Annotated in this window: 26 protein-coding genes; 12 read left to right on the forward strand and 14 right to left on the reverse strand. The window is 45.4% G+C overall.

From position 1 onward, the window contains the following. Positions 1-18: 18 nt before the first annotated feature. Genes R7P64_RS00415 through R7P64_RS00425 form a run of 3 tightly spaced genes read left to right on the forward strand, consistent with a single transcriptional unit; the run spans position 19 to position 2074 of the window. Positions 19-390 carry a GntR family transcriptional regulator gene (locus R7P64_RS00415; protein WP_005374444.1) on the forward strand — a complete coding sequence of 124 codons (372 nt, stop codon included), beginning with the start codon at positions 19-21 and terminating at the stop codon, positions 388-390. Further along, entirely contained in the window at positions 387-1244 is an 858-nt protein-coding gene (locus R7P64_RS00420; protein ID WP_005383221.1) for an ABC transporter ATP-binding protein, read from the forward strand. The genes R7P64_RS00415 and R7P64_RS00420 overlap by 4 nt, the downstream gene beginning before the upstream one ends. Further along, a complete protein-coding gene (locus R7P64_RS00425) occupies positions 1244-2074 on the forward strand; it encodes a membrane protein (protein ID WP_017633815.1) in 831 nt (276 codons plus the stop codon). The genes R7P64_RS00420 and R7P64_RS00425 overlap by 1 nt, the downstream gene beginning before the upstream one ends. 101 nt (positions 2075-2175) lie before the next feature. Here R7P64_RS00425 and gltS read toward each other — a convergent pair whose 3' ends face one another. Next, positions 2176-3411 (reverse strand): sodium/glutamate symporter, encoded by a 1236-nt coding sequence (gltS, locus tag R7P64_RS00430; RefSeq protein WP_005374448.1) that lies wholly within the window; start codon positions 3409-3411, stop codon positions 2176-2178. 862 nt (positions 3412-4273) lie between these two features. Here gltS and R7P64_RS00435 point away from each other — a divergent pair. From R7P64_RS00435 to R7P64_RS00450, 4 genes are all read left to right on the forward strand, one after another. Next, positions 4274-5068 carry a DUF4344 domain-containing metallopeptidase gene (locus R7P64_RS00435; RefSeq protein ID WP_318123021.1) on the forward strand — a complete coding sequence of 265 codons (795 nt, stop codon included), beginning with the start codon at positions 4274-4276 and terminating at the stop codon, positions 5066-5068. Between the two features lie 24 nt (positions 5069-5092). Beyond that, the gene (locus tag R7P64_RS00440; RefSeq protein WP_182038569.1) at positions 5093-5479 is read left to right on the forward strand and encodes a thiol-disulfide oxidoreductase DCC family protein; all 387 of its coding nucleotides are present in this window, start codon (positions 5093-5095) and stop codon (positions 5477-5479) included. A gap of 175 nt (positions 5480-5654) precedes the next feature. Continuing rightward, positions 5655-7316, forward strand: a complete 1662-nt coding sequence (locus R7P64_RS00445; protein ID WP_318123022.1) for a methyl-accepting chemotaxis protein — start codon at positions 5655-5657, stop codon at positions 7314-7316. Positions 7317-7438: 122 nt separating this feature from the next. After that, on the forward strand, positions 7439-7933 hold the full coding sequence (locus R7P64_RS00450; protein WP_020195057.1) for a peptidylprolyl isomerase: 495 nt from the start codon (positions 7439-7441) through the stop codon (positions 7931-7933). Between the two features lie 116 nt (positions 7934-8049). Here R7P64_RS00450 and R7P64_RS00455 read toward each other — a convergent pair whose 3' ends face one another. The 8 genes from R7P64_RS00455 to R7P64_RS00490 all read right to left on the reverse strand — a co-directional run bounded on the left by R7P64_RS00455 (position 8050) and on the right by R7P64_RS00490 (position 15368). Beyond that, positions 8050-8685 carry a DUF2268 domain-containing putative Zn-dependent protease gene (locus R7P64_RS00455; protein ID WP_213900001.1) on the reverse strand — a complete coding sequence of 212 codons (636 nt, stop codon included), beginning with the start codon at positions 8683-8685 and terminating at the stop codon, positions 8050-8052. Positions 8686-8753: 68 nt separating this feature from the next. Then, positions 8754-9545: a LytR/AlgR family response regulator transcription factor gene (locus R7P64_RS00460; RefSeq protein ID WP_042522318.1), complete on the reverse strand. Its 792-nt coding sequence runs from the start codon at positions 9543-9545 to the stop codon at positions 8754-8756. A gap of 15 nt (positions 9546-9560) precedes the next feature. Further along, positions 9561-10583, reverse strand: coding sequence for a sensor histidine kinase (locus R7P64_RS00465; RefSeq protein ID WP_151515217.1), 1023 nt, complete (start codon positions 10581-10583; stop codon positions 9561-9563). Then, positions 10584-11912, reverse strand: coding sequence for a hypothetical protein (locus R7P64_RS00470; RefSeq protein ID WP_258657790.1), 1329 nt, complete (start codon positions 11910-11912; stop codon positions 10584-10586). It abuts the gene before it with no gap. A 45-nt stretch (positions 11913-11957) separates the two neighbouring features. Then, positions 11958-12743 carry an outer membrane lipoprotein-sorting protein gene (locus R7P64_RS00475; protein ID WP_318118585.1) on the reverse strand — a complete coding sequence of 262 codons (786 nt, stop codon included), beginning with the start codon at positions 12741-12743 and terminating at the stop codon, positions 11958-11960. Continuing rightward, positions 12736-14004 (reverse strand): ABC transporter permease, encoded by a 1269-nt coding sequence (locus R7P64_RS00480; protein WP_318118586.1) that lies wholly within the window; start codon positions 14002-14004, stop codon positions 12736-12738. The genes R7P64_RS00475 and R7P64_RS00480 overlap by 8 nt, the downstream gene beginning before the upstream one ends. Then, positions 13992-14690 carry an ABC transporter ATP-binding protein gene (locus R7P64_RS00485; RefSeq protein ID WP_270054728.1) on the reverse strand — a complete coding sequence of 233 codons (699 nt, stop codon included), beginning with the start codon at positions 14688-14690 and terminating at the stop codon, positions 13992-13994. The genes R7P64_RS00480 and R7P64_RS00485 overlap by 13 nt, the downstream gene beginning before the upstream one ends. A gap of 9 nt (positions 14691-14699) precedes the next feature. After that, positions 14700-15368, reverse strand: a complete 669-nt coding sequence (locus R7P64_RS00490) for a hypothetical protein (RefSeq protein WP_222712171.1) — start codon at positions 15366-15368, stop codon at positions 14700-14702. Between the two features lie 393 nt (positions 15369-15761). Between R7P64_RS00490 and rodA the strand changes: the two genes are divergently transcribed. Beyond that, positions 15762-16844, forward strand: coding sequence for a rod shape-determining protein RodA (gene rodA / locus R7P64_RS00495; protein WP_065275570.1), 1083 nt, complete (start codon positions 15762-15764; stop codon positions 16842-16844). A 72-nt stretch (positions 16845-16916) separates the two neighbouring features. Here rodA and R7P64_RS00500 read toward each other — a convergent pair whose 3' ends face one another. From R7P64_RS00500 to R7P64_RS00510, 3 genes are all read right to left on the reverse strand, one after another. Further along, the gene (locus R7P64_RS00500; RefSeq protein ID WP_005374482.1) at positions 16917-17633 is read right to left on the reverse strand and encodes a YebC/PmpR family DNA-binding transcriptional regulator; all 717 of its coding nucleotides are present in this window, start codon (positions 17631-17633) and stop codon (positions 16917-16919) included. 135 nt (positions 17634-17768) lie between these two features. Then, complete coding sequence (locus R7P64_RS00505) at positions 17769-17978, reverse strand: DUF3283 family protein (RefSeq protein WP_005374484.1); 210 nt, start codon at positions 17976-17978, stop codon at positions 17769-17771. Positions 17979-18078: 100 nt separating this feature from the next. Next, positions 18079-19977 (reverse strand): ATP-binding protein, encoded by a 1899-nt coding sequence (locus tag R7P64_RS00510; RefSeq protein ID WP_222712170.1) that lies wholly within the window; start codon positions 19975-19977, stop codon positions 18079-18081. Between the two features lie 68 nt (positions 19978-20045). On the opposite strand from R7P64_RS00510, the gene R7P64_RS00515 reads away from it, so the two are divergent. Beyond that, positions 20046-20801 (forward strand): substrate-binding periplasmic protein, encoded by a 756-nt coding sequence (locus R7P64_RS00515; protein ID WP_005383196.1) that lies wholly within the window; start codon positions 20046-20048, stop codon positions 20799-20801. A 68-nt stretch (positions 20802-20869) separates the two neighbouring features. Here R7P64_RS00515 and ribA read toward each other — a convergent pair whose 3' ends face one another. Together ribA and R7P64_RS00525 are read right to left on the reverse strand one after the other, a co-directional pair. Further along, entirely contained in the window at positions 20870-21931 is a 1062-nt protein-coding gene (gene ribA / locus R7P64_RS00520) for a GTP cyclohydrolase II (protein ID WP_017635221.1), read from the reverse strand. Positions 21932-22179: 248 nt separating this feature from the next. After that, positions 22180-22377, reverse strand: a complete 198-nt coding sequence (locus R7P64_RS00525) for a PA3496 family putative envelope integrity protein (protein WP_005374493.1) — start codon at positions 22375-22377, stop codon at positions 22180-22182. 361 nt (positions 22378-22738) lie between these two features. Here R7P64_RS00525 and R7P64_RS00530 point away from each other — a divergent pair, with 361 nt between their 5' ends. From R7P64_RS00530 to R7P64_RS00540, 3 genes are read left to right on the forward strand one after another with little or no spacing between them, the layout of a single operon-like run. Next, positions 22739-23587 (forward strand): ABC transporter ATP-binding protein, encoded by an 849-nt coding sequence (locus tag R7P64_RS00530; protein ID WP_005374497.1) that lies wholly within the window; start codon positions 22739-22741, stop codon positions 23585-23587. Positions 23588-23589: 2 nt separating this feature from the next. Beyond that, positions 23590-24522 (forward strand): ATP-binding cassette domain-containing protein, encoded by a 933-nt coding sequence (locus R7P64_RS00535; protein WP_017821873.1) that lies wholly within the window; start codon positions 23590-23592, stop codon positions 24520-24522. Next, the gene (locus tag R7P64_RS00540) at positions 24522-24989 is read left to right on the forward strand and encodes a hypothetical protein (RefSeq protein WP_047102478.1); all 468 of its coding nucleotides are present in this window, start codon (positions 24522-24524) and stop codon (positions 24987-24989) included. The genes R7P64_RS00535 and R7P64_RS00540 overlap by 1 nt, the downstream gene beginning before the upstream one ends. Positions 24990-25252 lie beyond the last annotated feature (263 nt).

Raw genomic sequence — 25252 nt, forward strand, 5'->3', positions numbered from 1 at the left:
CAACCAAGAGATTCACTCATGACTAATTGGCATGATCGCCAACCGATATTTCGACAGTTGGCAGACCAGATCACGCAGCAAATACTGCAAGGTGTCTGGCAAGAAGGCGATGCTCTGCCCTCCGTCCGTAGCATCTCTGCAGATATGAAAATTAACCACCTCACCGTTATGAAAGGCTATCAATTGCTTGTTGATGACGGGCTAGTGGAGAAAAAACGCGGTCAAGGTATGTTTGTCGCTTCAGGAGCAAAGCTCAAATTACTCGCAGACGAGAAGGCACGTTTTCTTCAGCAACAAATTCCGCAGATAGCCGACACAATACAGCGTCTGGATATGTCACTCGACGAATTCATTCAACAACTAAAACCACACTTGAAAGGTGACCAATGAGCGCATTAGTCAGTGTAAACAACGTCTCCAAGCAATATCAGCAACAAGGAGAAGCACTGCATGAAGTGAGTTTCGACCTACATGCAGGACAAGTACTTGGCTTACTCGGCCATAATGGCGCAGGTAAATCAACGCTTATTAATGCCCTACTCGGTGCACATGAATATCAGGGCACTATTCGTATCAACGGATTTGAACCCATTATGCAACGCGACAAGATAATGCAGAGCTTATCCTACATCTCGGATGTCAACGTTCTGCCAGATTGGATGACCGTTGCTCAACTGCTTAACTATACCGAGGGCGTGCATCCAGGGTTCAATCGCGCCCAAGCAGATACGCTACTTCGTCAAACGGACATCAAACCTCGTGCGCGCATCAAATCTTTATCCAAAGGGATGAAGGTGCAATTACACCTCGCGATTGTGATCGCGACCAACACCCAAATCCTCATATTGGATGAACCGACACTCGGGTTAGATCTCGTGTATCGCGAGACGTTTTATCGTCACTTATTGGAATGGTTTCACGACGGCGAGCGCGTGTTGATCATCGCCAGTCATGAAGTATCAGAGATTGAGCACTTGCTGACAGATGTTCTGATTCTTAAGCATGGTCGCCCCGTTCTGCAAACCTCGATGGACAGTATCAGTGAAGACTATTTCATTCTTGAAGCCAACGACGAGCACCGCACACAAATTGAAGCGATGAACCCACTCTCGTCACAAAAAGGCCTCGGTTCAACGAAATGGTTACTCAAAGCCCAGTATGCCCAACAAGCAGAAACAATGGGTTCCATCCATGGGGTGAAGTTAGCGGATCTATTTTTAGCATTGCAGAAGGAGGCAGCGTAATGCGTTCAGTTGTCGCGATGTTGCAAAAAGAGTGGTTAGAAAACCCTCTTGTTTTACGTATTCCACTGTTTGTGTTGGCGTGTGGAGTTATTCTCTTTGTGAGTTTAATGAGTAACGATACTCTACAACACAATATGTTTTTCCAAATGAGCTTTGGTGGCGATGTCAGTGACATTCACAGAGAGCTTGGTGATGACGTCAATATGTTGATTACCGGAGGAGCAGGGCTGCTGTCTATCTTGTTAGCCGTTCAGTACTTCCCAAGAACGCTACGCAAAGAACGGGCGGAAGGCAGCATTATGTTTTGGCGCAGTATGCCTGTCAGTGACATAAAAACCCATTTAGTGAAGCTAGGGTTTGGCTTATTGGTGATTCCGCTCGTCTGCTCGGTGCTCGTACTCGCTGCAAATTTAATGTTGTGGTTGCTGAACATCTCTACTGATCACCAATTGGCTTTATTGTACCGCCAAGCCTCGTTAGGTTACGTGCTGCTGCATTGGGGAGAGTTTTTAATCAGAATGTTGTTCGCCGGTATTCTGCTGTTACCGCTGGCATTAACTGCGATGGCTATTTCACAAAAAGTGAACTCACCACTGGTCATTTTGTTTATCGCCATTTATGCGCTACGTTGGATGCCTATCGCACTTTTTGGTTACTACGGGCTAGATCACTTTTTCTCCGAAGTGCTTTACCTTCCGCTGCACGCCATTATTACACCAAACCCATTCAATACCATTCCTCAAGCGGGTTGGTTAAACGTTGGCATTTACGCCTTCATTGGTATTCTTGGTTGGACAGCTAGCCTCAAGTTCAGCCGAACCATTCAATAATCCGTCGTCCGATAAACGGCCAAAATCGAGCCATAAAAAAACGGTCACAACCTGTGTTGTGACCGTTTTTATTTCGACCTTAGGAGATCATGAACTTAAATTTAACCAAGGAATGAAATGTAACCTTGTAAAATGATTAAGTTAACGATGTCGATAAAGAAAGCCCCCACAATTGGCACCACCATAAATGCCTGCGGCGACGGGCCAAATCGGTTAACGATCGAACCCATGTTCATTACGGCTGTTGGGGTTGCACCCAAGCCAAAACCGCAGTGCCCCCCTGCAATAACCGCAGCATCGTAGTTGCTTCCCATCACTTTGAACGTAACATAGTACGTAAAGATAGCTAAGACGACAGACTGCACAGCTAAAATAACCAAGAATGGAATCGCTAGATCGAAGATATTCCATAACTTCAAGCTCATCAGAGCCATCGCTAAGAACAGAGATAGCGATACCGTACCTAACATATCGACCGTTTCGGCATCTAACTTACGAATCTTGGTCACTTCCAAGAAATTCGTAATGATCACACCAATGAATAGCGCATATACGAAGTCTGGAATCATCAGCCATGAGATTTCATACGTGCTTACCCATTGCTCGACATACTTGGCCCCAGTAACACAGATCAGTAGGAAGAAGAGTTTCTCCACCACTTTTTTCGCCGTTACTTTATCTTCTTCGTATTCATTGTAAGTCACCAACTCCGGGAATTTCTCGTGAGTTTTGGCATCTCGACCACCACGACCATACTCAGACTCTATGCTGTTCTTTTCCACCAGACGCTGCGCTACAGGGCTACCAATGATACCGCCGATGATCAAACCAAAAGTCGCTGATGCCATTGCAATTTCTAAGACGTTATCCAATCCATACACGTCTTGAAAGGTTTGTGACCACGCAGCACCTGTACCATGACCACCAGACAGAGTAATCGAGCCAGCAATTAACCCCATCAAAGGATCTAAACCGAGCGCCGCCGCAAGTGAAACGCCAACGCCGTTTTGTATGATGATGTAAAACGATGCGACAGCTAAGAAGATAAAAACCTTCGCACCTCCTTTCATCAACTGAGTGTAATTTGCGGCCAAACCAACTGTCGCAAAAAACATTAACATAAACGTATTTTGTAATGGCAAGTCGAACTCTAAATCGATGCCGTTGAAATGAAGAGCAGTAATCATGCAGGCCACAATAAGGCCACCTACAATCGGCTCAGGTATGTTGAATTTCTTTAAAATCGGTAGCTTAGCATTAATAAAATGCCCCAGGAAAAGCACACTAATTGCGACCAAGAAGGACTCCAGTGCACCTACAGATATTAAATGATTCATATCGCCTCTTATTATTGTTCTCTTCATTCTCCGTAATGAATGAGTGTTAGTTTAACCTTCGTTCAATAGCAAATTTTCTCGCTTTATTGTTTCGAAAATACTCAAAAAGTTGGTGTAGATGCGCCTTAGGCTAGTTTAAGGGGCGCTCCTTAAGCGATGTGTCAGTTTTTACGCTGTTAGCAAGCCCTTAAATGTGAAAGGAGCTGATACAGCTCCTTCAAATGGCCCCTCGCAATACCTGTGCGTTATCGCTTGGGGTGTTGTGTTGTGAGTAAATTCTGGGTGACACTTTCTGAACCACTTCGGGCTCCCTTACTTAAACAGAATGTGTCAATTACTATCAAACAAAGTTCCTTCCCGTTGTAACCGCTAAACGCCGAGAGCGCGTTCAAAACAATTGGGTTTGCCTGTTCCTGTCGTAGCTTTTCAACTCTGGCTCATGGTGTATAAACGAGCCGAATCCAAGGAAACTCTCAGGCTGCAACAAACGTTTTCGTCACAACGGAGCAGGATTATAACATATCGCTGATAATTTTCTTCAATTCAGTGACATTCACCAACCCCATGGTTAAACCTTGCAATGATTAACTGCCTATTATCATTTTCACAGATAAAGATCGAAGCACAGTTACTCAGTAAGCTTCTTAGAAAACGATGCATAGCTAATAACTTCACCGCCGTTCTTATCCAAGAGGTCTTGATAAACGCCCTAGAGAACCAAGCAGCCGAAATATGCGATGTTATCATGATTGCTTTTCGAGACCGACGTCCCGACTTTGGCTAATGAGTACACCCCCAACTATGCATCAGACAAAAACATGTATAATTTTTTATACAAGTTATTCAATAACAAGAGTCCCACATGAACATTCATTCGCTTTGCGCTGCGCTATTACTCAGCATCGTCTCATCAGCTACAGCAGCTGAAAACATTCGTATTCAATATTCTCCCATAGAGACAACTCATGAAAAAATCGCCCAACAATCTATTCAAAGCAGCGATGTAAACACCATCTTTGTTGAGCTGTCTCAGGCCTACTTTCCATTTGATCAAGCTCTCACGCTGGTTTACGGCGGAGAAGATGGTCCAATGTATGATCCTGATACACACACAATATACGTTCCTTACACTTTTTATTTGGAGTCGCTCAATTACTTCTCCAATAATCAGTATGGAGAACGCTTCGGAAAATCCCCAAAAACAGGGGCGCTAGATACGTTATTGCACACTTTACTTCATGAAGCTGGACATGCTTACATCGAAGATCAAAGCATCCCTGTTCTCGGAAAAGAAGAAGATGCGGTCGATAATTTTGCCACTATTTTAATGATTGACTTCCTAGAAGATGGCGCAGATATGGCCATTAGCGCCGCCGACATGTTCGCATTCGAATCCGACGACAGACCGGACTACTACGATTTTGGCGAGTACATTGACGAACACAGCTTTGATTTGCAGCGTTACTTTTCAACGTTATGTTTGGTGTACGGTAGTGATCCTGAGCAATACAAAGCCTTACTCGATGAAGTAGAAAAAGACTACCTGCGTGATCGCAAAGAGTTCTGCCAATTCAATTACGGCAACATTCGCGACAATTGGCTGCATTACTTGCAAAACAATGAACCAAAAGAAAATTCGCCACGTAAAAGCGATTAGAAAATCTCAAATAGGAAGACCGCAATGACAAACCTCACCATATTTTATGACGGAACCTGCCCGCTTTGTGCCAAAGAGATGAAGGCGCTAAAACAACGCGATTCCAAGCAGCACATCAAAACCGTCGATATCTATAGTGATACATTCGCAGATTATCCGCAGATCGATCCTGAACAAGCCAACACCATTTTGCACGCCCTCAACGAAAAGGGGGAGCTTCTGCTTGGGTTGGACGTGACTCATCGTGCGTGGCAATTAGTTGGTCGCGGTTGGCTCTACGCTCCACTGCGTTGGCGCCTCGTTAAACCTGTTGCTGACTGGCTTTACCTCAAATTCGCAAAGAATAGGTATCGCGTCTCATATTGGTTAACAGGGACTTCTCGTTGCAATAGTGGGTCGTGTTCACGTTAATTGTGATCCCGCTTAAAAATGCTACGACCTTCGTCTAGATTTATAAATTTCCAGTACTTCTGATTGATTAACTCGGTTAATCTCTAAGCATTACAACAATAAGTATTAACACTTTTATCAGGCAAGCTTATTCAGCTTGTCACTTGTAACGCTGCGCCGAGAGAAGGACGTCTCTATGAATCTGACGATCAGAAAACGACTATATATCCTTTCAATAATTCCAATTCTAACTATGGCAATAGGCATGATGTGGTTCACCTATCTACAAACCACGGCCTACAACGAGCACGAGATTGAGCAAACTCGAAGTCGAATGATGGAGATGAAAAAAGCCGAACTCAAAAGCTACGTACAAATGGCGCGTTCCGCTGTCGAGCCGCTACTCGCACAAAATGCCCCACTGGAAGAGGCTCTGCCTATCTTGAAACAACTAGAGTTTGGTCAATCCGGATACATCTTTGGTTATGATTCAAAAGGCGTTCGCGTCGTGGTGGGTAAAAACACCAAAGGCATCGGGGAAAACTTCTATAACTTGCAGGACAAGAAAGGCAATTACCTGATCCAGGATTTGTTAAAAAATGCCAAAACTGGCGAGTTCACGACTTATTACTTCCCGAAACTCGGTCAGAGTGAAGCACTACCGAAACTGAGCTACTCAGTCTTTATTCCTGAATGGGACTTGATGTTGGGAACGGGTTTCTACACGGACGATATCGACGCCATTGTGGCAGACATGGAAAAAGCCGCACACGAAGATCTCAACACCACACTGACGGCAATAGCCCTGTTTTGTGCCTCAATAACAGCGATAGTTGCAGTCTTTGCCGTATTTGTTAACCGCAGCATCATGAAACCTATTGAGCAGTTTGATGCTTCAATTCACTCTTTCGCACAAGGCGATGCAGATTTAACCGCGCGCATGGAAGAATCGAGCGTGCCGGAGTTCACGCAGCTGAGCCGTAACTTCAATATCTTCGTTGAAAGCCTACAAGGCATAATCAAGAGCGTTAGCCACGTAGGACAAGAAGTGGTTTCAGAGACCAACGAGATGTCACAGCGTGCATCGCAAGTGGATGAATTAGCTTCTGGTCAACGTGAAGAGACCGAACAAGTCGCAGCGGCAATGACCGAGATGACAGCAACGGCGCACGAGATTTCAAACAACGCTAACCAAGCAGCGCAATCAGCCAGAGACGCCGATGAAAACTCACAACAAGCAAAACACATTGTTGATTCGGCAGCGAACTCTGTCGAAGCACTCGCGCTAGAGGTGTCGGAAGCCAGCACGGTGATTTCTCGTTTAGAGAGCGACGTAAAAAACATTTCTTCTTCTCTGGAAGTGATTCAGGATATAGCCGAGCAAACTAACCTATTGGCACTGAACGCAGCCATTGAAGCAGCCCGTGCAGGCGAACAAGGTCGCGGCTTCGCAGTCGTTGCCGATGAGGTTCGTAAACTGGCAAGTCGCACTCAAGACAGCACAGGCGAAATTCACCAAATGATTGAGCAATTGAAGTCTGGCTCGGATGCGGCAGTGAAAGCCATGGGCTCAAGCCAAGCGCGTGGTGAAGCAACGGTTGAGGAAGCACGAGCTGCCTCTGCCGCACTGCAAGAAATCCAAGCCGCAATTGCTAACATCATGGACATGAACACCCTGATCGCAACGGCAACCGAAGAGCAAAGCCAAGTTGGGCAAGAGATTTCACAACGCATTGAAGTGATCTCTCAACAAAGCAGTCAGTCGGCAAGCCTTGCGAATCAAAACCGTGCAGGCAGTGGCAACCTTAACCACAAAGCCAACGAACTGTACGACTTGGTCGGTCGCTTTACGGTCTAGAGCTTTCCTCAAACACTCAACATGCAAACAGCGACGCCAAAACGTCGCTGTTTTTATTTCTGCTATCATAATGCGACTTAGCTATAATGCCGCCAACTAAGCACCCACAAGGGCAAAACCAGATGATTATTATGACCACCAATTTCGGTGACATCGAGATTGAACTGAACCTAGAACGAGCACCAGTTAGTTCAAAGAACTTCAAAAAATACTGTGAAGATGGCTTCTACAACGGCACCATTTTCCACCGCGTTATCGATGGCTTTATGATTCAAGGTGGCGGTCATACCGAAGACATGGCAGAAAAGCCAACACGCGCCCCTATCGCGAACGAAGCAAACCGTGGTCTAAAGAACCTTGTTGGCACTATCGCAATGGCGCGTACCGATGCTCCGCACTCTGCAACAGCACAGTTCTTCATTAACTTGGAAGACAATGATTTCCTAGACCACACCGCAACCACCAACCTAGGCTGGGGCTATGCCGTGTTTGGTAAAGTGACCGCGGGTATGGATGTCGTAAATCGCATCGCGAAAGTAAAAACGACCTCTAAGCTTGGTCACGATGATGTGCCATGCGATCCAATCATTATCGAGAAAGTGACGATCAGCGAATAAACCCATTCGCCTCTGCAGAGAAATCGTCGCTATAAACGAAGAAAGCGCCTAACGTCTGATGACCTAGGCGCTTTTTGTTTTTATAACTCGGCCGATTAGTTGGGCTTATAACGAAGTTATTGATAGAAAAGCTCAGCTTTGGCTCCAACCAAATCCAGTTCAGAGCCTTGAAAGTCAGCCAGATATTCAGCAACAAGGTTGTACCCAACCCAATACCCCATGTATTTCGGCCAGCGGCTTTCATCGCTGCCAAGAAAGTAAGCGTCGAAGTTGTAATCTAGGCTGGTCAACTTATCTTTCATCTCAGCGTAGAAAGGGCGCCAATCTTGATCTTTGATTTGCTCAAACAAGCTCGGAGTGACGCCGCCATTCACCTTACGTTCGAAGTGACAAGCTAACCCTTCCATAATCAGCACATCACCAAGTGCAACGCCATTCTCTCCGGCTCGCATACGGAACAGGTGATGCAACTCATGCGCTAACACCGCAGCTAGTTCTTTCTCAATAACGTTTTTAATATCAGCACGTTGAGTATCAAGCAGAATCTCTACACGATAGGCGCTTAAGCAATAGCCACCAATCCCCGTCTGCGGTACGTCATTGCGATCAAACGGGCTAATGGTGAGGTCAATGTTACTTAAATCAAAGTAACTAGAAAGTGGTGAGCTCAGATCATCAAGTTTCTGATGCAAATACTCAGAGATTGGAGACAGTTCTCCCGTCGCATTTAACAGGGTTACGCGATAACTCATTTATCTTCCTTGATAATGTGGGTTAAGAGCAGCGAGTTTACAGTGTAAAGAGTGAGCAGTTCTAGCGATTACATCCCTTTGAACAAACTTTGAGATGCACGACTCACAGGGAGCTTAGTTTCTCCAACATGCACAAACATTCTTCCAGCAAAGTCTTTGTTTACTTTGTTAATTTTGCACACTTGCACCACGCTTGAACGGTGCACTTGCCAGAACTGTTCTGGGTTAAGCTGCCCTATCAACTCTTTCAACGATGTACGAATCAAATACTCCTGCACTTTGCCTTGTCCTTGTTGGGCATACACAGAAACGTATTTTTCTTCCGCTTTGAAATACAACACATCAGACGTGGCGATCAGATGAATATCTTCCCCTTGCGTCGCTTTAATCCACTGTAAATACTGCGGCGTTTGTGGCGCGGATAATTGCTGCAACTGCTCTAACAGGCTGCTCATCTGCACATTGCTGCTCTCTTGTGTTCGCTTAGCAAGGCGTGCTTTCACTCTTTCACACGTCGTCAGGAGGCGCTCATCCGAGATAGGCTTAAGCAAATAATCGGCAGCATTTTGCTCAAAAGCTTTGATGGCGTAATCATCGTACGCGGTGACAAACACAATCAAAGGTGGATTGGCGAGTTGATTGAGCTTTTGTGCTAATGTCATGCCATCCAAAACTGGCATACGAATATCTAGAAACGCAATGTCAGGTTGACTTTGCTCAATGGCTTGCAACGCTTGTTCACCATCGGCGACTTTGGCTATCACCTCTAACTCTGGCCACACTTCAGCTAGGCTTTTATCAAGATGACGCCTCAATAGCGGTTCATCATCAGCAATAATGGCAGTAAACCCTGTATTCATTCCTTTCTTCCTTGATTACGATTCCATTGGCCAACTCAGGCGAACACAAACGCCACCCTGAACAGACTCACTGATAGAGACCTCTCCTTGCCCTGCGAACAAAGCTTCAACTCGCTGCTTGAGATTACTTAGACCCACACCAGAGCCCATGTGACCACTCACGTGATTCAAGCCAACACCCGTGTCTCTGACTTCAATCTTCAAGTTCTGTTGTTCGCGCTTGATGAGCAAGCTGACTTCACCACCCTCTCGCTTCGGCTCAATACCATGGATGATGGCGTTTTCGATTAAGGGTTGTAGCATCATCGGCGGTAACTCGGTTCTGCCTAGTCCCTCTTCAACCTCAATCTTGTAACTGAGTCGTTCACCCAAACGAGTTTGTTGAATACCCAAGTAAGCTTCAATTAACGCCGTTTCATTGTCTATGGTGGTGTGCTCTTCGCGTGAGCTTTTTAGCGTTGCACGCAACAGCGCGGTTAATTGTTCTAGCATCAGCTTGGCTTTATCGACATCTTGCGACATGAGTGCACTGATATTCGCCAGGGTATTGAATAGGAAATGCGGTTCAATCTGGCTTTGCATCTGCTTAAGCTGACTTAGCAACAGCGCACGATCTTGCTCTGCTTTCTCGCGCTTGATGGCTTCCAACTCTCGTTGAGCAACCGCCTCTTTCTCACGCGAGTAAAAATAGAAATAACACATACCGCTAAACAGTAATCCCATTAAGCCAACAGGGATCATATCGGAGATACCAAAATACTCTCCGAGCCAAAATTGCGCATTAATCACCCCAAACAATAAACAGGCAACAAGCGAACACACCACTTCTATCATACGTGGGATGGTTGGAAACAAACGGTCAATCAACCATGAGAAGAAGATAGCCGAATAGCCAAATCCAAAGCTAACCGCCACATGAATGTAAAATGGACCGCCCCAAACCGAGAGCGTCATTGCTGCGATAAAGAGACAAAATGCCGTGGTCACTAATAAGCTACGCGGCCATCCACTTTTTACCACTGATTTTGCTGAACACATTTAGAATTTCCCTTTGATATTAAATACAATCATATGCTTATCATTGATTTGTGCGTAAGCAGATTGGTCGTCTCCGGTTAAAAAGCGTGCGGCAACTTCCACTTCTACACTTTGATCGCCGGTATCAATCCATTGGTAGTTAAGCCACTGCGTGACAATCACACCGCCATCTTGTGGCGACAACATCACATCCAACGTGGGGGTTACATCAATTAGCCAGCCCATATCTGCTTTGCCGTTCCATGCAGCCCACGCTTCCACATCCCAACTCCAGTGCAGCATTACGTTATGCTGAACGATATTGGCATGCTGAAACCCTTGGGCGTAGCTTGTCGCAAGTAGAGATACATTAGGATCAGGGATCTGAGAAAGTAATTCGCCACGCCCTATTGCTTGTTGCCATTCGCTTTTCGACCATGCTCGGCTGTCGTACCAATATTCGGCAATCACGTTATGTCCGGCTTGGTTTGCCCAGTTCAATCCAACTAAGGCTTGAAATGCGCTGCCCTGCTCCTCAACCGAAACGGGTTGGTAAAGATCACCCTGCTGAAACTGATAGCCAACACTTTGCTTTTGCCACAGCATGGAACCGTGCATGGCGATGGATTCATCCCACACCGCAATGGCACTGGCTCCGAGTAAACCTCTGCGCACATCATCGTAATAACCAATAAGTTGATACTCGGTGTCACCCACTAGCGCATAACGACGAATACCAATACCTTGTTGCTCTGCGGCTTGATCAAGTGCACTTTGGTCTTGTTGCCCCCAGCTTGAATCCGTTGCAATCACCGTCCACTCGCCTGCCATATCGTAGTGTGAAAGTGAAAACACACCCGCACCTTCTTCTGCGACTAAGCCAACCGGGTTTTGTCGATAAGGCTTAAAGAGATCCAAAGGTCGGTAGCCATAACCCACGCCCCAATCCACGCGCAACTTACCCAAACTCACATCAAGAGTGGTATCTCCGACTTGCCACTCCCCTAGCCAAGCCAGCTCTCGAATCAACAGTTGATTATCAGCTTCACTCCACCAGTCACTCTCTCCTTGTTGATTGAGGTACAAACCTTGGCTGTACAGAGCAAACAAACCACTGAAGTTGTGATAATTCACCTGCACATCCAACAGTGCATTAAGTGAATCACGAGAACTGCCCTGCGCCTGCATAAATGCGCTATCACGCTGCTTGGCCGTTTCGTAACTGACAGCCCAATCCCACTCAAAACTCAGCTCATCATTGGCAAAAACAGGGGCTGCAGCGCCCACACACAATGACGCAGCAATCAACAGACTGGTGCTTTTGCTAAGGTTAGGCTGGCGCGATTTCATGTGACTTCCTTGCTCGTTTTCATGGTTCTATTTACGAAGCTCAGACTAAAGCTGAGTCGTGTTGGCTTTCGGCAAATAACTTGGGTTGTAGAACTTGTTATCCAGCTGCCAAGGCACGATTTCTTGGTACTCGATAACGGTCTTTTTGCTCGGCTGAATGCTATCAAGCAAGGTCATCTCACTGACGTAGTCTTCACCGTTGTCGCTTGCACGTCCGTATTGCGCTTGCTTGGCGAGTTTGCCAGAGCGCAAGTAGAGATCGGCTTTGATTGGAAACGCATCTTGCTCAGACAACCACAAATCGATCTTTTGGTAACTCGCCCCTTTGGTTTTCGCGGTTAAAGCAAGGTGATAAGCCGCGACACTTTCCCCGTTCACCGAAACGGTTTCTGTCGCTTTCCATTCACCTTGATAATCTTGGCTCCACGTCAGGGTTGAGATGTCGCCGATAGACGCTTCCCCAAGCAACTTCTGCATTGGCGTAATTCGAATCGGGCGGCGGCTCTTTGGCATTTGCAGCCAGTAGTTATCGCCCATCATCAACATCTTTTGCCCTGCTTCAACCGCCGATTTGAATACCACCAACGATTCACGATTTGGACGCGTGTACACGTGGTAAAGGCGAGTTTTATCTAACTCTTGGTCTTGATATAAGCGCACCAGAGACACCACTTTGGAGGAATCATCTTGCAAGCGGTAGCTGTCGGCTTTTTCAATCAATTGCGCAACTTGCTGTGCATCTAGTGCTGCTTCATTCGCACTGACATTCATGCTTGCAACGCCAGTTACCGTCAGCAATGCAATTGGTAATAGTGATTTGAAATTAAACATAAATCAGTGCCTCCGTAATTGGCTTGTTCACCCCTTTGCGTGCCGAGAAAAACGCCGCAACCAAACAAATCATCAATACTGCAAATCCAGCTATAGCCACCAGCTCCCAAGAGAAGTAAATCGTCAATGGGTAACCTTCTGTGCGTCCTGGCGGTGGCGGCATTTGCACATCCACGACCATCAGTAAGACGGTGACTAGCGCCGTAAACAAAGCACCGATTAAGCTGCCAATCACGGCAAGTAACCCTGCTTCGCGCAAGAACCCAGCAATAATTTCGCGAGGGTAGCTACCAAGTGCTGACAAGGTGCCAATTTCACGGGTGCGTTCCGTTACCGACATGGTCATGGTGTTAAACAGCGCGACAAATACCACCAACGCCATTACTGCGCCCATGATGCCGAAGATGCGGTCGTACAAATCTTTCACTTTGAGATAGAAGAACGCACGTTCTTGCCAAGGCGTGATCTCAATATCTTGCTCGCCAAAGTTCTGCTTTTGCTTACTCAAAACCGAAGCCACTTGTTGCTCGACTTGGCTAGTTAAACTGGTATCGAACAGAAAGACAGATAACGCGCTGACTTTGTCTGAACCGAGCAGCGATTGCGCGCTGTTGATGTGTACGTAAAGCTGGCGTTTATCAAGCTCAGGCACGCCTGTTGAGTAGATGCCTCGTACTTTGAAGTCATACGCATTCAATGCGCCATCGGTAGTGGTCGCCAGCAAGGTAATCCAATCGCCAACGTGCACGCTTAGGTTGTTCGCCAAATCAACACCGAGCATCACTTCTGGCTCCGCTGGGTCATAACGCGATGCATGAATGTTGGACAGCGTCTGCCCTTCGCGCACGTCCAAAAACGGTCCTTTCATATCGAATTCGCGTTCGTTAACACCAATGCCGATAAAGATCGATGACTTGTTGCCGTTGGAAATCAAACCGCTGAACTCAACTCGAGGCTGCACACCTCGCACTTCATTCAACCCAATCAATTGCTTGGTGATGTCGTCAGCATGAGTTAACCCGTTACTCAGTGGCATTTCTTCTTCTTTAGCGAAGTAACCCGGCGTGGTTAACGTCAGATGCCCCGTGTCACGAGCTGTCGACTCTTTCAAACTGTCGTAGGTGTACAGACCAAAACCGCCCGCACTGGTTAAGGCAAACACGGCAATGGCGATGATCAGCATCGACAACAAACTGCGGCGGCGATTGCGTTGCAGGTTCAACCAAGCAAGGCGAACGGAAACTGGAATTAGCTTGCCCATGAAACCTCCTCCACACTTGTGTGCGTTTGGGTAATTTTGCCGTCCACCAATTCAATGGTGCGATCGCAGCGGGATGCCATACGAGGGTCGTGTGTAGCGACGACAAAAGTGGTGCCTAGCTCGTGTCCGAGCCCTTTCATAATGTCGATGACCTTGTTGGCAGTTTGGCTATCAAGACTTGCGGTTGGCTCATCAGCAATCACCAACGCTGGTTTGTGCACTAAGGCGCGCGCAATTGCCACACGCTGCTGCTGACCGCCCGACAAGTTATCGGGCATGTGATGAATAAACTCACCCAACCCAACGTGTTCTAGCATTTGTGTGGCGAGCTCGGTTTGATCTGCTTTTGAAAAGCCGTTGAGGTGTAGCGGATACACCACGTTCTCTAGTGCCGTCATCACGGGAACAAGGTTGAATTTTTGGAACACAAAGCCAAGCTTTTCACGGCGCATTTTCGCAGCTTGCATTTGTCCGGTTGGATATGGGCTGCATGCAAATGTCACCTGACCTTGGTATTGAGTATCCAGCATGCCAAGCACGTTAAGTAAGGTGCTTTTGCCTGAGCCAGACGGTCCGCACAATGCCACCATTTCGCCGGAAAACACTTCACCAGAAACGTCTCGCAATGCACGCACCGTTTGGCTGCCAAGGGCATAGTCGCGGCTAAGTTGATTAAATACGATCATGACGCCTCCCTAATACTTGGCTAGCAGCGCTTTCGCGGTTTGCGTTTCTAGATTGCTGTCGCCCAATTGCTCCATTTGCGCTAACCATATTTTGGCTTGTTGAACATCTTCAGCGCGCAGTGCCGCTTCAATGGCGTAGCGATAAATCCAAGACGTTGCGGCGAAAGGTTGCTGGCTAAAACTCGGTTCATCGAGCAGAGAAAGGTACAGCTCGTAGCCACGCTCAAAGTGATTGAACATGTCAGGTAGAGAAGTAAATGTGGTGGCTGCCATAGCGGTGGCTAGTTGGTATTCCGGCAAACCTTGTAAGCGTTGTTGCTCTTGCAGTGGTACTGGCTGATTCGCCATTAGATCCAAACCTTTTTGGATAGTAGCAAGACCGCGCTCGGTGAACTTCATCTTGTTCCAAGGCATAAACGCCTCACGACCTTGCAACGTCTCAGCACTGCCCAAGTAAACCAAGGTCACCGGCGTTGCGCCCTGCTCTTCGAGTTGTTTGGATAGTTCGCCATAAACAGTATCAACTAAGCCAGAGTCACCCTGCGCCGCTTGGTTGAATTGACTGAGTGTGCGCTCGCTTGGGTTAGCCAGAGCCAGATTGCTGCTAAGTGCAAATGTGGCGATAAAGGTACTTGCCAGTTTAAGAGCTTTAATTGAGCGAGATTGAGAAACCATCATGTACTGTCCTTAGTTGAACGTGATTTGATGGTTTCAGATTAAGGGAGAAAATCGCACGCTGCTTTTGCATGCGACCAATGGCAGTTATGTGGAGTGAATGGTATTAAGAGAGGATGAATGACATTCACTTAAACAGAAAATACAATTCCGCTCATTCGTAACTCTACATTTTTACGGCAGTCACAATAAAAACACTGGCTTAAAATCTGAGGCTAGTGTATTTATCCATCCCACAGCTACCCATAACAGACAGTGTCGCACTCTCCTTTCTTACACACCTTTGCATGGTGTCTGTTGTTTCCAAATCGAGATTCTTAGCATCGGAATAGTTTGAACTCTTCGAGTTTTAGTTGTTTTCGCACTCAAAATAGGTGCGTTATTAGGTCGTTGAAAATGAATAAGCGTTATTTCCCAAGAGTTGATTTACCACTACTCATGGCGATCATTCCGATCATGCTGTTAAGTTCGCTCACTCTCTGGAGTGCCAGTAGCTTTAATGAGGCGATGCTCTTCAAACATTTGGCGCGCTGCGGACTGACATTAGTTTGTATCTTGGTCATGTCCTCGATTCCAGCGTCCAGCTATCAGCGCTCAGCTCCATATCTCTACATTATTGCGGTTGCGCTACTACTTGCTGTCGCTTTATTTGGTGATAGCACCAATGGCTCTCAACGTTGGCTCGATATCGGCTTCTTCCGCTTTCAACCGTCTGAACTAATCAAACTTTCCATTCCAATCATGATCGCCTGGATGCTTCATATTGAAGGAGGTCGACCAGACAGTCGGAAAATTGCGTTTTGCTTACTTATTACAATGATTCCTGCCGGGTTAATCGCGCTACAACCGGATTTAGACGGTGCAGTTTTTACCATCATTTATGCATTGTTCGTTTTGTTTTTGGCTGGCATGAGCTGGAAAATAATCTGCGGGTTTATTGCGAGCATTTTAACGTTAGCACCTATTTTATGGTTCTTCGTTATGGAAACCTATCAAAAGAGCCGTGTAACACAGTTCTTGCACCCTGAGTCCGATCCACTGGGTTCGGGCTACCAAATCATCCAATCTTTGATTGCGATTGGCTCAGGCGGTATGAAAGGCAAAGGTTGGATGAATGCAACGCAGGGAACACTTGGCTTTATTCCAGAAAGTCATACGGACTTTATTTTTTCGACCTATGCAGAAGAATGGGGCTTTGTTGGCAGTTTAGTCTTACTCGCATTGTACTTGTTTATTACTGCACGCGTTATGTTGCTTGCATGTCAGTCTGACCACTTTTTTAGTCGGCTGGTAAGTGGCGCATTAGCGATGAGCTTTTTTCTGTATGCTTTTATCAATACGGGCATGGTGAGTGGCTTGTTGCCAGTAATGGGTAGCCCACTTCCCTTCTTTAGCTATGGCGGCACGGCGATGCTAACTCAAGGTATCTGTTTTGGTGTAATCATGTCGCTGTGTTATTCCAAATATCGTAACGCATAGCTCTGCTTGAGAAAAAGCGATCAAAAAAGGCTTCCCTAAGGAAGCCTTTTTACAACGATATGAGCGAATTAATTACAGCTCTGCGTTGTGGTAAACCTGCTGAACATCATCACAGTCATCTAGAAGATCTAGGAATTTCTGGAACTTCTCAGCATCTTCACCCGAAACAGGCGTATGAGTTTGCGGAACGAATGTGATTTCTTCAACATCGATCGTTAGATCTGGGAATGCACCGTTAAGCGCAGTTTTTGTTTTGAAGAATTCTGTGTGAGGTGCGAATACAGTGATAACACCGTCTTCTAGCTCAACGTCAGTAACGTCTACGTCTTCCATCATTAGCGTTTCTAGGATGATTTCATCATCGTCGCCTTTGAACTGGAATACCGCTTGGTGATCGAACATGTGAGAAACCGAGCCCTCAACACCAATTTTCGCACCGACTTTCACAAAGCATTGGCGTACATCTTGGAAAGTACGGTTGCCGTTGTCTGTTAGACAGTCAACGATAACGCTAGTACCGCCAGGGCCGAAGCCTTCGTAACGTGCAGGAGTGTAGTCTTCACCACCGCCACCGTTCGCTTTGTCGATCGCTTTATCGATAACGTGCGCAGGAACTTGGTCTTTTTTCGCTTTTGCGATCAGGTGTTTCAAAGACAAGTTCATGTCTGGATCACCACCACCGTTTTTCGCGCACATGTAAATTTCTTTACCGTATTTGGAATAAACTTTAATTTTCGCGCCTGCAGTTTTCGCCATAGAGGCTTTGCGCACTTCAAAACTTCTTCCCATCGGGATGTCTCTCTAAATTCAAATTTAATGCGAAGGATTTTAGCAAAAAGCGAAACCTTTTCAATTTCGCTTAGCAAAGGAATAGGGAGGTTACCTCATTCGTCGCATTGGATTGAACCATTGCCACGGTTCGCGTTAAGCGACACCCATTACTCGTTTGTACTTTTCGACCGATTGCTGAAAAAACGCCTTTTCATCAGCATCGTTAATCTTGGACAACTGTTCTTCTATTGCTTCAGGACCAGATTTGGCCTCTCTGAGCTTCCAAACCAAAAACGACGCCTGCTTATCCAGTTCGATTTTGTTTTTTTCGTCAGGCGGCAATAGGGATAGATTAAACGACATTCACAGCCTCAAGGTACTTTAAATACTAGCCGGGCACTATATCACACAGAGTTACAATTACAGAATAGAAACGCACTTAACTTGATCGATTTCAAGTTAACTATTTTGGCACAGCGCTGATTTTCAGTGCTTTTGGTAAATGCTGTTCGAATATTTGTTGTAATCGAGTCTTGGTAACGGGTTTAGCCACAAACTCGTTCATCCCAACATCGAAGCAATGTTGCTGATCCTCTTTAATGACATTGGCACTTAGCGCAATAATTGGAACGTGTTTCCCCCACTCTCCCATTTTTCGAATTCGCTCCGTAGCAATAAACCCATCCATCACAGGCATTTGGCAGTCCATAAAAATCAAATCGAAAGGCTGCTGATCACACAGCTGCAATGCTTCTTCGCCATGGTTAGCGACACTCACTCGCACACCCAGTTTTTCTAACATGATGCGAACTACCTTCTGATTGACGATGGTATCTTCAACAACCAATACCCAAGGTTTATCATTATCTTGAGGGCTGATTTCGTTGTCTTCCGCTTTCGGGAAATCTAATACATTAAGTTGGTCGGTATAGGTCGATTGCGCATTTATTACAGCAACAGGAATCGAAAACTCAAAACAGCTTCCCAGCCCAAGCTCACTTGTTAGTTGTATTTCCCCTCCCATCAAGTTAACCAACTGTGCAGCTATCGCCAAACCAAGCCCTGTCCCACCATACTTTCTGGTGGTACTACCATCAGCTTGTTGGAAGCGTTCGAAGATTGCTTGTTGGTGCTCTTTCGCAATACCAATACCAGAATCCACAACTCGAAACCGGATATGAGCGGTCTCTCCATCAAGTCGAGATAACGCTACAAGAAGCTTCACATGGCCGCGCTCGGTAAATTTAATCGCGTTGCTCAACAAATTGTTCAGAACTTGTTTCAATCGTGTGGCATCACCTTGCACTTCCATTGGCAAGTGAGGATCAATATCGCTGAGCAGCTGTAAGTTTTTCTGCTTGGCTTTGACACTATGTAAACTGATGATATCGTCAAGTAGCTCGCGAAGATCATAGCTCGTGTATTCCAGCTCTACTTTGCCAGCTTCAACTTTAGAGAAGTCCAAAATGTCGTCGATGATCGTCATTAGTGAGTGAGAAGAACTGTCAATGATCTCTACAAACTCTTTTTGCTGGGGATCGAGGTCGGTGTCATTGAGCAACGACGACACACCAATAATGCCATTCATCGGTGTGCGGATCTCATGACTCATAGTGGCAAGAAACTCACTTTTCTTACGATTAGCGACTTCTGCCCTATCGCGTTCAGCCTCTAACTCAGTCTGGTGCTCTTTCACTTTCTCAACACTTCGGTTGTATTTCTCTGCCAAAACACTCACTTCATCAAAGCACCATCGTTTAGGGAGAGTCACTTTACTCGGCACTGTACCACCACGAAAATCGCTCACCGCACCTGACAGCAATTGTAATGGATTGACCAACAAGCGAAACGCCACCCAAAGAACACCAATGATGAGGACAAGAATTTTGATCGCTTCTGTCGTAAGTAGAAAAAAGAACTGCTGCCAAAGATCTTCATATATCGCGCTAAGATCCGATTGAACCGTTAATATCGCGAGATCATACGTTTTATCGCCGACCCGATACTGCATCGGCCAGCTTCTCTCGACAACATCCTCAGAAAGCGCCGAACCTAATTCAATGATAACTTCGTCTTCACTAGCAATACGTAAGTAGTCCACCGAGGGCATACGCATTGCACCTTGAGCTTGTGTCAGCAACAGCTCCCTATCCTCTACCCACAAACTCGCAGAAAAGCTCGATAAATAGCTAGACTCAACCTGCTTTAATTCAACATCTAAATGGGCTAAATCTTCGTGAAAAACTCGATATAAGCTCACTGTAGAAATGATGACCGTAAAGATTAAACTCAACGTTAATACCGCCAACATAAGTTGGTTGCCGATACTAAAACGACGTTGAGATCGCTCTTTTTCATCCATATGAAACCGCTCCGATAAACTTGCGCTACTCTAAATATAGCTACGCACAAATAATAATCGAGGATACGATGAAAAGACTTCTACTTAGATTGGCTTTTAGCTTAATTGTTGTAAGTTCTCATGTGACCGCAAATCAAGTGAACTATTACGTCATTGCTGAACAAGCTCGACCATTTCAAATTGAACAACAGGGACAAATGCACTCCGGAATTGTGACCGATATCGTCAGCGCTATCTTCGCGGAGTCGGATTACCAAGTGAATTATCATACTTATCCATTTAAACGTATGATTTCCATATTGGAAGAAGGCGCTGAGCCAAACTGGTTAACTTATGGCAGCCCGAACTGGGGCAAGGTGCAATCGGAAAATTTATCTGAGGAGCCCATTTACACTGTAAAACATGTACTGGTGTCGAGTAGCGAGAAGCCTTTAGAATTCAAAAATATGGATACGATGCATGGTCGTTCTATTGTATTACTGCTGGGGTTTGATTATCCAAATTTAACACCGTTCTTTGAAAATGGCAGTGTCAATGAAATGCGCGTGAAAGACTACAACGCCGCATACCGAGTGATAAGCCGAACCCCTGGAGATACAGCTTTTGTCGAGATGGAATCCCGAGTCCTTTACAACTTAAAGCGACTCAATTTGCCGTTAGAGAATTTTCAGATACAGCCTTTCAGCTCGGTTATTCCTGACTACTCAATCTACCTAGCTTTTTCACCTCAAATGCAACCAGAAACTCAAAATTACATCAATACACGACTCGTTGAATTAAAAACCTCAGGGGAAATTGATGAAATCATTCAAAAGTATCAATGAATCAACTCATTAACAAAAACGCCAACGATGATACGTTGGCGTTTTTGTTTCTGGGAAATCTGTAGCACTTACTTAGTGTGGTTAACAAACTTAGGATCAAACATGTGCCCCAACTTACTCGCCTTGGTTTGCAGGTAATGTTGATTACTTGGGTTATTCCCTTCTTGTAATGGCACTCGTTCAATGACGTTAATATCAACCGCTTTTAAGGCGGCGAGCTTGCGTGGGTTATTCGTCATTAGACGCACAGCGTCAATCCCCAAATGCTCTAGCATTCCTTTACAGAACGCGTAATCACGCATATCAGCGGCAAAACCTAAACGCTCATTTGCTTCCACGGTATCTGCGCCATCATCTTGTAAGTGATAGGCACGAATTTTATTAATCAAGCCGATTCCACGCCCTTCTTGACGTAAATAAAGCAGCACGCCACATCCCTCTTTGACGATGTTTTGTAGCGCTCTATTAAGCTGAAAACCACAGTCACAACGCGTGCTAAATAGAGCATCTCCGGTAAGACACTCCGAATGCAACCGAATAAGTGGTGCTGCACTTTTTGTTGGCTCGCCATAGACCAGAGCAAGATGCTCTTTATTTGTCGCGGCTTCAATAAAGCCGTACATCATAAATGTGCCCCACTGGGTGGGCAATTTGGCTTTATCGATAAACTTCACGAGATTGTAAGGCTCAACATGTCTCAGCTCTGCTCGAACATTCATCAGAATCTCTCCTAGATGATTTTCTCCTTTACCATCTCCCCCGTCTCCCCAAAAGGCATCTTTATGAGAATGCTCTGTTAGGCAAGCGTTACCCGTTCTCATTAATTGCTGCGCTAATGGTGGATTTTGTAGAAACTTTTCCCTAACGATGAAAGCCATAACAGCCAACTTTATATCGTCCCAATCGCTTCTGACAAAGTGTTCGTATTTACGGCTTAAAGCAAACGCTTCATCAGGGGTGCTTGCGTGCTGAATTTTACTTTGCAACTGAGCATCGAGAAACTTTTGGGCTTGGTAATAATGTTCGCTGGTGGGCCAAGTTTGGGAGGAGATATTGACTGGGGCATGGCAAAAATTTGAGAGAAAACCGTGGGGCTCATCGGGCTCATAAAAAAGGATTTGATCAACCATACTTGCGCTCCTTGCTTTGTGGTTGCGATAATCAACAAAAAGCATATCGCTACTGATATATCTAGTAACACAAGGTCAGATTGTCAAACTTCTTCGGGACGGGACGGGACGGGACGTGAGTGTGAAACTCGTGCTTTTGAGGCGCAAGACAGATAAATGGAGGTTTTGAATAAGAGAGTAATAGAGTGAAAAAATAAAAAGGGCAGTCCGTCGACTACCCTATGGGTTGCTAAACCAACCTGAGGCGATCAGTGTATCAAGCCAAGCTCCCTTGCTTCTTCAATGGTCAACCCACTTTCACGGATCTCACGTAACGCTTCAATGCGTCTTCTGGCTTCTGCTGATTTCACTGTTTTCTCTGGCTTCACAACGGTTTCCTCATCAGGTAATTCCCATTTGTGAGCGATGTTGGTCATCTCGTCATGGTCGATAGAATTAATGGACATATTTCCTCCGAACACACCATGTTTTCGATGCGTAATCTATAGCAAAACCGGAACAAGGTGGTAAGAAAAACTGTAGGGAAATGTGACCCCTCCCGCCCTTTCGTTAACTCCTTAATAGATTCATCATTTAAGTTTTGCCAAGGGACAAATTTACGATTAAATTTGAGTAATTCCCCCTACGAAAAGTGTGCTGATCTAGCTCTCAATTCTGCTCTTCTTTAGTTTTATCAACGACGCATTACACCACTTCCTGTTTCACCTAACTTTCGAGTCACTTCACTGATTCATAGCTTGATACTTTCTAAAAACCGCCACACCTGATAATGATAATAATTATCTTTTAGATTGATAAGGTGTTTATATGGATGGTATTAACTTAAGTCATGCATACCACAATGACCCGGTCATCCAGATCCGAGATTTGTGCGTCGATTACATCACTGATAATGGTGATTTTAATGCGGTAAAGTCCGTCAGCTTTGATATCGGCAAAGGCGAAGTATTTGGTCTTGCCGGTGAATCTGGATGTGGTAAAAGCACAATCGCATTCTCAATAAATCGTCTTCATAAGCCGCCAGCGTTCATTTCTGGCGGTAAAATATGGTTTGATGGCAAAGATATCCTTAGTATCTCAGACTCTGAACTGACCGCTCTAAGGTGGAGTGAAATCGCCATGGTGTTCCAGAGCGCGATGAACTCACTCAACCCTGTCTTAACGATACAAGAGCAATTTGCAGATGTGTTACGACACCATCAAGGCCTCACTAACGCTCAAGCAAAAGATAGAGCAGAAAAGTTGTTGGACTTGGTCAATATTCCTCGAGAACGCTTAGCAGAATATCCTCATCAATTTTCAGGAGGAATGCGTCAGCGCTTGGTGATAGCCATTGCTTTGTCTCTAAATCCAAAACTGATCATTATGGATGAACCCACAACAGCATTAGATGTAGTGGTACAGAGAGAAATTTTACAGCAAATTTATCAGCTTAGAGATGAGTTCGGTTTTTCAGTCCTCTTTATCACTCATGACCTGGCACTCATGAGCCAACTATGTGATCGAATTGCAATCATGCGTCACGGAGAAATCGTCGAAGTCAATCGAGCATACGATATACGCAATCATCCTCAACACCCCTACACGCAAAAGCTATGGGCTTCTTTCCCAAACATCCATGACGTCCACAAACAACCAGAGTTACAAGGAGCGTAACCATGAGCCAGCCTATCATCCAAATGAAAAATGTGATTAAAGAATTCAAAGTGGGCGGTGGTTTAGCGAAAGAGGAAACCTTTCGTGCGCTTCAAGGAGTGACTTTTGATCTGTACGCAGGAAAAACCTTGGCTTTGGTTGGAGAGTCAGGCTGCGGTAAGAGTACTTGCGCTCGTTTAATAACCAAAGTCTATCCTGCAACGGAAGGCGAGATCCTTTTCAATGGCACTGACATAAATGAGATCACGTCACGATCGGCTCTACAAGAATATCGCAGTAAAGTACAAATGGTGTTTCAAGATCCGTTTGGCTCTCTCAATCCAACTCATACCATTCGCCATCACCTAACACGTCCTTTGAAAATTCATAAACAAGTCAAAAACGAGCGCGACATCCCAGCCCGCTTGGAAGAGCTTCTAAAGCTGGTGGAACTACCTGAAGAGACATTGAATAAGTTCCCTCACGAACTCAGTGGTGGGCAACGTCAGCGAGTAAACTTAGCAAGGGCTTTAGCGGTAGGTTCGCAAATCATTCTTGCGGATGAGCCTACGTCTATGCTGGATGTTTCTATTCGCTTGGGAGTGTTGAATTTAATGCAACGAATGAAGCAAGAACTGGGAATTGGTTTTTTATACATCACACATGATCTGGCGACTGCGCACTACATCGCGGAAGAAACCGCAGTAATGTACAAAGGGCAAATCGTTGAATGGGGCGACACTCATTCAATACTTAAGAATCCGCAGCATCCTTATACTAAGCTGTTGATTTCTGCCGTTCCTGATCCTGACTTACCTTTTGGTAACTTAGTGAAAAATGAGCCAAACTATTCGATAGATGCCGATGAAATTCGTCAACGTAGCAGCATAATTGTCGACGAATTTGATCAAATAGGGCCAAATCACTATGTAAAACAATGGACTGAGGCAGCGTAATGGATTTGAGTACTTGGCAAGATCAAATCGCCATGTGGTACGAACAGCGGAAACATGATCAAGTAGAAAAATTGGAAACGATCTTATATCAGGTGCCTGATGACGTGTTTGGACCCGAATTGAGTGATCTTCAAAGTAAAGCGATTGCTTGCTGGTTGGATGGATGTTTACGCGTGTTTCAACATGCAAGCTACCAAGACCCTCAGAAAGCATATCAAACCTTGCTTTATACGAGTGCAAAGCTTGAACAAGCAGCATGCCAAGTCTCGACTGATATTCTGATCAAAGATTGGTGTTTGAGACGACTTCAGCATCTCACCGTTGTGGCGTTAGAGTTTTGTAATCAGCAGTGTGATCAAAACAAGTGGCAGGAACAAGCCCATAGCTTAATCGAATCACATGTTGCGTTGATGCGTTCATTACATTGGAATGAACCCAAGAAGCATGATCAAGGTTTACCTCATTAGTCCGGAAAAATGATCAAGGCTTAATTAGCGGAATTTTAGGCAAAAAAAAGCGAGTTTCCTGAGGAGAAACTCGCGAAGTCTATTCAGAATGAATGTAACAATATGAGCCAATCTATTAATCATCAGAAAGGACAAAAGGTTGTCTATTCGGGATAAATAGTAGTATTAGGCTTGGCTTCTAATGTCAGTGGTTTGTAAGAGTTAAGTCTGTTTTTTATCATCGAAAGACATTGTTACATTTCAAACCGATACATCACACCTAT

Source organism: Vibrio sp. 2304 (assembly GCF_033339475.1).
In the GTDB taxonomy this organism is placed as follows: domain Bacteria; phylum Pseudomonadota; class Gammaproteobacteria; order Enterobacterales; family Vibrionaceae; genus Vibrio; species Vibrio alginolyticus.

What these genes read in the sequence shown, in the direction of transcription:
- R7P64_RS00415 (WP_005374444.1), top strand. Translation starts at nt 19, where the DNA reads ATGACTAATTGGCATGATCGCCAACCGATATTTCGACAGTTGGCAGAC.
- R7P64_RS00420 (WP_005383221.1), top strand. Translation starts at nt 387, where the DNA reads ATGAGCGCATTAGTCAGTGTAAACAACGTCTCCAAGCAATATCAGCAA.
- R7P64_RS00425 (WP_017633815.1), top strand. Translation starts at nt 1,244, where the DNA reads ATGCGTTCAGTTGTCGCGATGTTGCAAAAAGAGTGGTTAGAAAACCCT.
- gltS (WP_005374448.1), bottom strand. Translation starts at nt 3,411, where the DNA reads ATGAATCATTTAATATCTGTAGGTGCACTGGAGTCCTTCTTGGTCGCA.
- R7P64_RS00435 (WP_318123021.1), top strand. Translation starts at nt 4,274, where the DNA reads ATGAACATTCATTCGCTTTGCGCTGCGCTATTACTCAGCATCGTCTCA.
- R7P64_RS00440 (WP_182038569.1), top strand. Translation starts at nt 5,093, where the DNA reads ATGACAAACCTCACCATATTTTATGACGGAACCTGCCCGCTTTGTGCC.
- R7P64_RS00445 (WP_318123022.1), top strand. Translation starts at nt 5,655, where the DNA reads ATGAATCTGACGATCAGAAAACGACTATATATCCTTTCAATAATTCCA.
- R7P64_RS00450 (WP_020195057.1), top strand. Translation starts at nt 7,439, where the DNA reads ATGATTATTATGACCACCAATTTCGGTGACATCGAGATTGAACTGAAC.
- R7P64_RS00455 (WP_213900001.1), bottom strand. Translation starts at nt 8,685, where the DNA reads ATGAGTTATCGCGTAACCCTGTTAAATGCGACGGGAGAACTGTCTCCA.
- R7P64_RS00460 (WP_042522318.1), bottom strand. Translation starts at nt 9,545, where the DNA reads ATGAATACAGGGTTTACTGCCATTATTGCTGATGATGAACCGCTATTG.
- R7P64_RS00465 (WP_151515217.1), bottom strand. Translation starts at nt 10,583, where the DNA reads ATGTGTTCAGCAAAATCAGTGGTAAAAAGTGGATGGCCGCGTAGCTTA.
- R7P64_RS00470 (WP_258657790.1), bottom strand. Translation starts at nt 11,912, where the DNA reads ATGAAATCGCGCCAGCCTAACCTTAGCAAAAGCACCAGTCTGTTGATT.
- R7P64_RS00475 (WP_318118585.1), bottom strand. Translation starts at nt 12,743, where the DNA reads ATGTTTAATTTCAAATCACTATTACCAATTGCATTGCTGACGGTAACT.
- R7P64_RS00480 (WP_318118586.1), bottom strand. Translation starts at nt 14,004, where the DNA reads ATGGGCAAGCTAATTCCAGTTTCCGTTCGCCTTGCTTGGTTGAACCTG.
- R7P64_RS00485 (WP_270054728.1), bottom strand. Translation starts at nt 14,690, where the DNA reads ATGATCGTATTTAATCAACTTAGCCGCGACTATGCCCTTGGCAGCCAA.
- R7P64_RS00490 (WP_222712171.1), bottom strand. Translation starts at nt 15,368, where the DNA reads ATGATGGTTTCTCAATCTCGCTCAATTAAAGCTCTTAAACTGGCAAGT.
- rodA (WP_065275570.1), top strand. Translation starts at nt 15,762, where the DNA reads ATGAATAAGCGTTATTTCCCAAGAGTTGATTTACCACTACTCATGGCG.
- R7P64_RS00500 (WP_005374482.1), bottom strand. Translation starts at nt 17,633, where the DNA reads ATGGGAAGAAGTTTTGAAGTGCGCAAAGCCTCTATGGCGAAAACTGCA.
- R7P64_RS00505 (WP_005374484.1), bottom strand. Translation starts at nt 17,978, where the DNA reads ATGTCGTTTAATCTATCCCTATTGCCGCCTGACGAAAAAAACAAAATC.
- R7P64_RS00510 (WP_222712170.1), bottom strand. Translation starts at nt 19,977, where the DNA reads ATGGATGAAAAAGAGCGATCTCAACGTCGTTTTAGTATCGGCAACCAA.
- R7P64_RS00515 (WP_005383196.1), top strand. Translation starts at nt 20,046, where the DNA reads ATGAAAAGACTTCTACTTAGATTGGCTTTTAGCTTAATTGTTGTAAGT.
- ribA (WP_017635221.1), bottom strand. Translation starts at nt 21,931, where the DNA reads ATGGTTGATCAAATCCTTTTTTATGAGCCCGATGAGCCCCACGGTTTT.
- R7P64_RS00525 (WP_005374493.1), bottom strand. Translation starts at nt 22,377, where the DNA reads ATGTCCATTAATTCTATCGACCATGACGAGATGACCAACATCGCTCAC.
- R7P64_RS00530 (WP_005374497.1), top strand. Translation starts at nt 22,739, where the DNA reads ATGGATGGTATTAACTTAAGTCATGCATACCACAATGACCCGGTCATC.
- R7P64_RS00535 (WP_017821873.1), top strand. Translation starts at nt 23,590, where the DNA reads ATGAGCCAGCCTATCATCCAAATGAAAAATGTGATTAAAGAATTCAAA.
- R7P64_RS00540 (WP_047102478.1), top strand. Translation starts at nt 24,522, where the DNA reads ATGGATTTGAGTACTTGGCAAGATCAAATCGCCATGTGGTACGAACAG.